6 protein-coding genes are annotated in these 6,430 nt (G+C 55.0%); 5 read left to right on the top strand and 1 reads right to left on the bottom strand.

The features are described from left to right. Nucleotides 1-155: 155 nt before the first annotated feature. The 5 genes from tsaB (at nt 156) to JX360_RS16805 (ending at nt 5,531) form a co-directional block, all read left to right on the top strand. A complete protein-coding gene (tsaB, locus tag JX360_RS16825) occupies nt 156-839 on the top strand; it encodes a tRNA (adenosine(37)-N6)-threonylcarbamoyltransferase complex dimerization subunit type 1 TsaB (protein WP_244353259.1) in 684 nt (227 codons plus the stop codon). Between the two features lie 36 nt (nt 840-875). Next, the gene (gene efp, locus JX360_RS16820; protein ID WP_244353255.1) at nt 876-1,433 is read left to right on the top strand and encodes an elongation factor P; all 558 of its coding nucleotides are present in this window, start codon (nt 876-878) and stop codon (nt 1,431-1,433) included. 54 nt (nt 1,434-1,487) lie between these two features. After that, entirely contained in the window at nt 1,488-1,976 is a 489-nt protein-coding gene (gene accB, locus JX360_RS16815; protein WP_244353254.1) for an acetyl-CoA carboxylase biotin carboxyl carrier protein, read from the top strand. A gap of 128 nt (nt 1,977-2,104) precedes the next feature. Beyond that, complete coding sequence (locus JX360_RS16810) at nt 2,105-4,546, top strand: cyclic di-GMP-binding domain-containing protein, MshE-related (RefSeq protein WP_244353253.1); 2,442 nt, start codon at nt 2,105-2,107, stop codon at nt 4,544-4,546. A gap of 22 nt (nt 4,547-4,568) precedes the next feature. Further along, nucleotides 4,569-5,531, top strand: a complete 963-nt coding sequence (locus JX360_RS16805) for a DNA polymerase III subunit delta' (protein WP_244353252.1) — start codon at nt 4,569-4,571, stop codon at nt 5,529-5,531. A gap of 255 nt (nt 5,532-5,786) precedes the next feature. On the opposite strand, the gene JX360_RS16800 is transcribed toward JX360_RS16805, so the two are convergent. Then, a complete protein-coding gene (locus JX360_RS16800) occupies nt 5,787-6,230 on the bottom strand; it encodes a hypothetical protein (protein WP_244353251.1) in 444 nt (147 codons plus the stop codon). Between the last annotated feature and the right edge of the window lie 200 nt (nt 6,231-6,430).

Below are 6,430 nucleotides of genomic sequence, written 5' to 3'. Positions count from 1 at the left end.
GAACTGCTCCCACACGTTGCTCGCAGAGCGACGTTGGATAACAGTAGTCATGATTGGGTACGAACTTCCCGTAGGGAAGCGCGAAGATTTACACCCTAAGATTAAGTGATCCGTTAAGTTTCGTCAATCCTTCCTTCTTTTCCTGAGAAGTTCCCATGTCAACACCTGAGTGGATCTTGGGGATCCACACCACAACCCCCGTTTTGGGCTTGGCGCTTTTGCCGATTGGGGAAGATCCTGGGCAAGGTTACAGCCAATGTTGGGTTTTGGAGCGGCAGATGGCAGCTCAGCTCCATCCTTGCTTAAAAAAGTTCCTAGCCTCTCAGGATCAGCTACAGATTGCGGCCATTGCAGTGGCTGTAGGGCCGGGTAGCTTCACGGGCAGCCGTTTGGGGGTGAGCGTAGCGCGGCTATTGGGTCAACAATTGCGGATCCCGGTATTCGGCTATTCGGCATTGGCGGCGATCACCCGTCAGGTTTGGCAGGATCAGGGATCCCCCCCAGATCCCTTAACGGTGGCTGTGTACATGGATGCCAAGCGGCAGGAGTGGTATGGCGGGGTGTATCGAGTTGAGCGAGAGCAAGTTTCAGTTCTATTGCCGGATCAGATTTGGTCTCTAGAAACTTGGGGACAAGCCCTGGAAAACTGGCCTGAAGCACAGCAGGTGGATGCTGCTGTTTTTACAGATCCCGTGCCAGTGCTGGCTTTGGCGGAATTGGCCCGGAAAGATTATTCGGCTGGCTTGCGCCCTCTATGGCAAGAGGTGCTGCCCGTTTATGGCCGTCAACCGCCCATTGATCCGCAGGTGCTGAATCGGAGTGCCCCATTGCCACGGTAAGATTGGGAAGTCTACGCAACGGATCCCCTCGCCGACATGATCTCAAGCAACGATTTGCGCCCTGGTACCTCCGTCGAAATTGATGGAGCCCCCTACAAGGTGATCGATTTTCTGCATGTGAAACCCGGTAAGGGAGCGGCCTTTGTACGCACCAAACTCAAAAACATGCAGACTGGCAACGTTGTGGAGAAAACTTTTCGAGCCGGTGAAACTCTGCCTGCTGCCACGATTGAAAAGGTGGATATGCAGTACCTCTATGCTGAGGGGGATAATCTGGTGTTCATGGACATGGAGACCTATGAGCAAGCCCCAATTACTGCCGCCCAAATTGGGACTTCCGTGAAGTATTTGAAAGAAAATATGGAGGTGGCGATCCTGCGTTGGAATGGGCAGGTGATCGATGTGGAATTGCCCAATACCGTCACCCTAGAAGTGGTTGAGACGGATCCCGGTGTGAAGGGAGATACCGCCACGGGGGGAACCAAACCGGCCAAGCTGGAAACCGGTGCCGAAGTGCAGGTGCCCCTGTTCATTAAGGTTGGGGAACGGATTCGCGTCGATACTCGTACCGATAGTTACCTGGGCCGTGAATAGATTCGGTTGATTTTGCCGCTGTGGACAGGTGATGAACTAGGAGTGAACCTTCCCTTGGATGTTGTTAATTGGCAAGAGATTCGGCTTTTGCTCTCCGCCCTAGACGAGAGTTCTATCACTGAACTGACTCTGGAGCTGAAGGACTTTCGCCTCACCCTGCGCAAAGGGATCCCCCCGACTGCTGGGGTGACCCAGTCGGTTAGCCCTCCCCCTGACCCGGTTGCCACTACTCCTAGTCCCCCTCCCTCACCTGCCCCAGCTGAGGCAGCACCTGCCGGTCGTAAGCCCACCCCCAGCCATTGGGTGGATGTGACGGCACCCATGGTGGGAACCTTTTACAGTGCGCCAGCTCCGGGAGAAGCCGATTTTGTCCGCATCGGTGAGCGGGTGAACAAGGGCCAAACCCTCTGTATTATCGAAGCCATGAAGCTGATGAACGAGCTGGAAGCTGAAACAGCAGGAGTCGTGACCGAGATTTTGGTGAGCAATGGGCAGCCGGTGGAATTTGGTCAGGTGTTAATGCGTCTGGATCCGACTGGATAACCATCAGAAATTGGCGGCTCAGAAATTGGCAGAAAAATAGCCCATCTGCCTTAAAAGACACCTTTGTTCTCCTCTAGGGAACAATAGGCTAGAGTACGGCGTAAATGCTGAGCTAGGAGCCCAACTCAATGCCCCCACGCTCCTCTTCTCCTTCCTCCGGTTCTACCCCATTTCCGTTTCTTGAGGCCAAAAGTGCCGCTTCCGCCGATGAGCTTGAGTCTAGCCTGCCCCTTGGACAGCGATTGGTACGGGCGGGGTTACTTTCCCAATCCCAATTGGCTCAGGCTCTGCGGGAACAGCAGCAAAACCATCTCAAGTTGGGGGAGGTGTGTCTGGAGCGGGGTTGGCTGCAGCTGTCGGATCTCTATTGCTTTATTCCCAGTCAGGCTCTATCTCTGGGGGAGATCCTGGTGGCATTGGGCTACCTGGATTTTGAGCAATTACGGGTGGCTCTGGCACAGCAACGGCGCTATGGCCGAAAACTGGGGGAGATCTTGACCTGGAAAGGCTGGGTACAGCCGGCAATTTTGGATCACGCTTTGGATGTGCAGGTGCAGTTGCAGCAGCTGGCCTCCCCCAATGCTTGGGAAGCCTTGCAACCCTTCTTGGCAGCTGCCCCGCAACCTGTGCTGCCATTGACTCCGGCAGTGCCTGAACCTGTGGACTCTGTGGATCCCCTACAGGTCATTCAAATTCAAGCGAAAACTCCTGCTCCCCCCACGCCTGCTCCTGCCCCCTATCGAGAAAAACCGACTGAAGGACTCCTGTCTGAAGACTCCCGGAGCCCTGGGGAACGGGAAGCAGCCAAAGACCCTCACCCAGCCGCCGAATCTGGGGTATCTCGACTGAATCCTCAGGGGCTAGCTCCTGACTCCCTCTTTGCTCCCGAGCCGCAACCGACGACCATCGCCGATTACCGCAAACAGGTGGAGGCTCTCAAATTACAGCTTCACCTGCAGGAGCAGGAGTGGGACAACATCCTGTCCAACATGAACCAGCAGATTGCGGATTTTCAAAGCCAGTACCAACAGCGGATTCAACAATTGGAAGCCACCATTCGTCGGCAACAGGCGGAGATTCAGCAGCAGGCAACTTTGCAGCAAGATTTGGCGGTTTGGCGGGCACAACTGCAACGGCTGGAAACGGAGCTAGCCAATGCCCGCGCTGCCGAGCAAAAGGCCCAACGTCAGCTACAAACTCAGCAGGATTGCTATCAAGCAGAATTGGAACAATTACAGGAGCAAATCCAGATTCTGCAAAAACGTCAGCTGGATTCTGTGCCCACTCATTTTGTGGCTGATTTACAAGCGCAGCTTGAATCTGCCCTGCAGCAGGTACAACACCTCCAGTCGGAACGGGACAGGTTAGAGGTGCAACTTTTGCAAGGGATCCCTCAAGCCATCACCTCGGTTCCCGTAGCTCCGGCAGAAGAACACCCTAGCAGGACGGAGCCCTTGGAACTGACCCATCTGCAAGCCCAGGTAGCCAGCCTACAAGAGCAACTGTTGAACTCGTCGGCAGCTCTGCAATCTTGGGAAGATCGCTATGCCCGGTTGCAGCAGGAATATGACCAGCAAAAGGCTCAGCTGCAACAGTTGCAAACAGAAATCACTTCGCTAACCACCACCAATCGGGAATATGAAGCACAAATTGCCCGGCAGGAGGAGCACCTACAGCAAAGCCAAGCTCAAATTGCACAAATGACGGCAGAACGGGCGGAAATGAATCAGCGCATAGCCGAGCTAGAGGGATCCCTGCAAACTCGCCAGGAAGCTTTGAAACAGGCCCAGCAACAGATGAAAAACATGGGATCCCGCCTCAGAACTCTGCAGGAGCAGCAAGCCAACCTGACGGTGGAACTGCAACATGCGCAGGAACTGCTGGCCGCCTATCGACAGAGCCTGGAATTGCTACAAGAGGATTTGAAAATTCAGCAGGATCAGAACCGTCTGTTGCAGGTGAGCTACGAACAGCAAAAACTGATTGCCGAGGCAGCCCGAGCGGAACTGGAAGCTACCGGCGCTCCTGTTGGCCCTGCTGGGGAACGGTCTTTTGGGTTGCGGCCACGACCCAGCCGATCAGAAGGTGCTGAGGAAATACCTAGTGGAGGGGAACTGCTCCTCACCCCTGACGAGAATACCTTGCCGGATCCCCTGTTGGCGGAACTCACCCCTTGGGCACGCCACCTCTTCCAGAACTTGCAGGAGGCAGGCTTGTTGGATCGGCCACAGATCGAGCAGATTCTCACCACTTGGCGACAGTCGGGGGGTAAGTTGACGGCGGTGATCGGCGAGTGTACCGGCTTGAAGGCGACCACCATCAAATTTTTTGCCGATGGCGGGTACTCTGCACGTTTGTCTGGCTGTCGGCGGGTGGGGGAATTTCTCAAGGCTGCCGATTTGATCGACAGTACGGCACTGGAATCTTTACCGTCGATGGATGGGTCGGATCACTGGGGGGATTCCTTGGTAGAACAGGGCTTATTGCGGCCTGAAACCGTTCAGTATTTCCGCAAGCATTTCCTACACCCTTCTGCCGGTGAGGTGAGTAGCTTTCACTCCTATGTCTGAGGTTGTCCGGTCGAGGAGGGTCTTGCCCCCAGTCCACATCGTTGGGCAGGAGATGGCGGTACGTTTGCTGATGGCAGCCTTACAGAAGAGCCGGGTGACCTCCGCCTATTGCTTTTTGGGGCCACAGGGGGTAGGGCGAAGTTTGCTGGCCCGTTGGTTTGCCCAGGCGCTCCTGTGCGAGTCCTGCTCAGGGATCCCTTGTGGGCAGTGCTCCAGTTGTCACTGGTTGCTGGTGGGTCATCATCCCGATCTCCATTGGGTGAGTCCTACCTACCTGCATCAAGGCCGCCTGGTGGCAGCTAACTCAGAAGAAGCACAAACCCTGCAACGGCGCTCCCCACCCCAAATCCGCTTAGAGCAAGTCCAGGCTGTGGCACGGTTTTGTGCCCGCCGGCCGATTCGGGCCCAATGCTCGGTGGTGGTGATGGAGGGCTGTGAAACCTTAGCCGAAAGTGCGGCCAATGCGTTGCTGAAAACCCTGGAGGAACCAGGCTTAGCGCATATCATCCTCATTGCTCCCCAGGCGGCCTCCCTGTTGCCGACGCTGTTGTCCCGTTGTCAGATGGTGCCGTTTCGCCGCCTCAGTCCAGAAGAGGTGGAGCAGGTGTTGTGTGGGTTGGGCTACGAAGAGTTGGCAGGGATCCCCAGGGCAGAACTGATTGCCTTGGCTCAGGGCAGTCCCGGACTGGCGTTGGTGGCTCACAAGCAACTGCAAGGGATCCCACTGGAATTGCTTCAGGATCTCAAACGTTGGCCCCATTCTCTCCAACAGGCCTTGGAGCTGGGCAAAGCCGTGGCTACCCATTTGGATGTGCCGACACAACTGTGGTTGATCGACTATTTGCAGCAGCATTTTTGGGTACAGGGATCCCGTCAGTCGATCCAGAAATTAGAATGTATTCGCCGACAGCTTCTGCAATTTGTACAACCCCGCCTCAGTTGGGAGGTTAATTTGGCTAGTTCAAACGCGATGATCAATCCCTGAATCAGAGGTTAGCCATGCGTAAGCCTCCCACCTGCAAGATGGAACAAAAGTATCGCATTCTCGTCAGTGGGTCTGAATCTAACTGGGCACAGGATTACGAGCGAAGTCTGATTTCTGCGGAGATGCAGTTTCCCAGGAAAGGAGACATCACAGTCACCGCGACCCATGCAAAAAAACATCTTTGCTTTTCATAATGAGTCGCAGCCCACCGCTGTCCGCTGCAGCCCAGGTTTAGGCGGCAGCGATGTCACGGTCTCATGAACTCTGCTGTATGTGGAGTCCGCCAAGCGGACGGCCATCGTAATCGAAAATGGTATCCGCAAGGAAGAGCAAGCCGTTCACGGCAGCTGCGAATTGAAACAAAAACTCCTCAATCGTGCCCTCATCGTCGAAGTCTGGTGTGATGACGCAACCACAAACAAGCCGAACGTAGTGGATGCGAGTCAGCACATAAATCAACTGGTCTCTGTCCGGGATGATGTGCTGTGCAAAGCTCGAGAATCCCTTGAGGTGCTGCTCGACCTGATGCTCGGGCATGAAATTCATAGTGACCTGCCCAGCGGCCAGCGTGAAGCGAACGCCAGTCGCCACTGTCCCCTCACTGAGGTCTTCGTATGACTGGATGCTCCCAATTCGGTCGAACAGGCGTGAACCCATCATCGAAGGGTCGGCGATGTAAATGGCTGCATTGCCTGGCATATGTGTGGATCCCCCTAACGCTCCCCTTTACGGCGGCAAATAGACTTTACAACACTGCCCAGATCTCTGTTATGCCTCTTTTGTCACTCTAGGCAGAGGAGAACAGGATTGAGGTAGACATCCAAGGCCATCGGGATGAATTTAACTTCTCGATGAGTCGGGATAGACCTATCGATAGTTCAGGAATAGTATAAACTCTC

Origin of the sequence: Thermostichus vulcanus str. 'Rupite' (genome assembly GCF_022848905.1) — a bacterium.
GTDB classification, from domain to species: Bacteria; Cyanobacteriota; Cyanobacteriia; order Thermostichales; family Thermostichaceae; genus Thermostichus; species Thermostichus vulcanus_A.
This window is presented reverse-complemented; position numbering and strand designations above follow the sequence as displayed.

Bases quoted from the DNA above. Each gene is read 5' to 3' on its own strand.
- JX360_RS16810 (WP_244353253.1), top strand. From the start codon at position 2,105: ATGCCCCCACGCTCCTCTTCTCCTTCCTCCGGTTCTACCCCATTTCCG.
- tsaB (WP_244353259.1), top strand. From the start codon at position 156: ATGTCAACACCTGAGTGGATCTTGGGGATCCACACCACAACCCCCGTT.
- JX360_RS16800 (WP_244353251.1), bottom strand. From the start codon at position 6,230: ATGCCAGGCAATGCAGCCATTTACATCGCCGACCCTTCGATGATGGGT.
- efp (WP_244353255.1), top strand. From the start codon at position 876: ATGATCTCAAGCAACGATTTGCGCCCTGGTACCTCCGTCGAAATTGAT.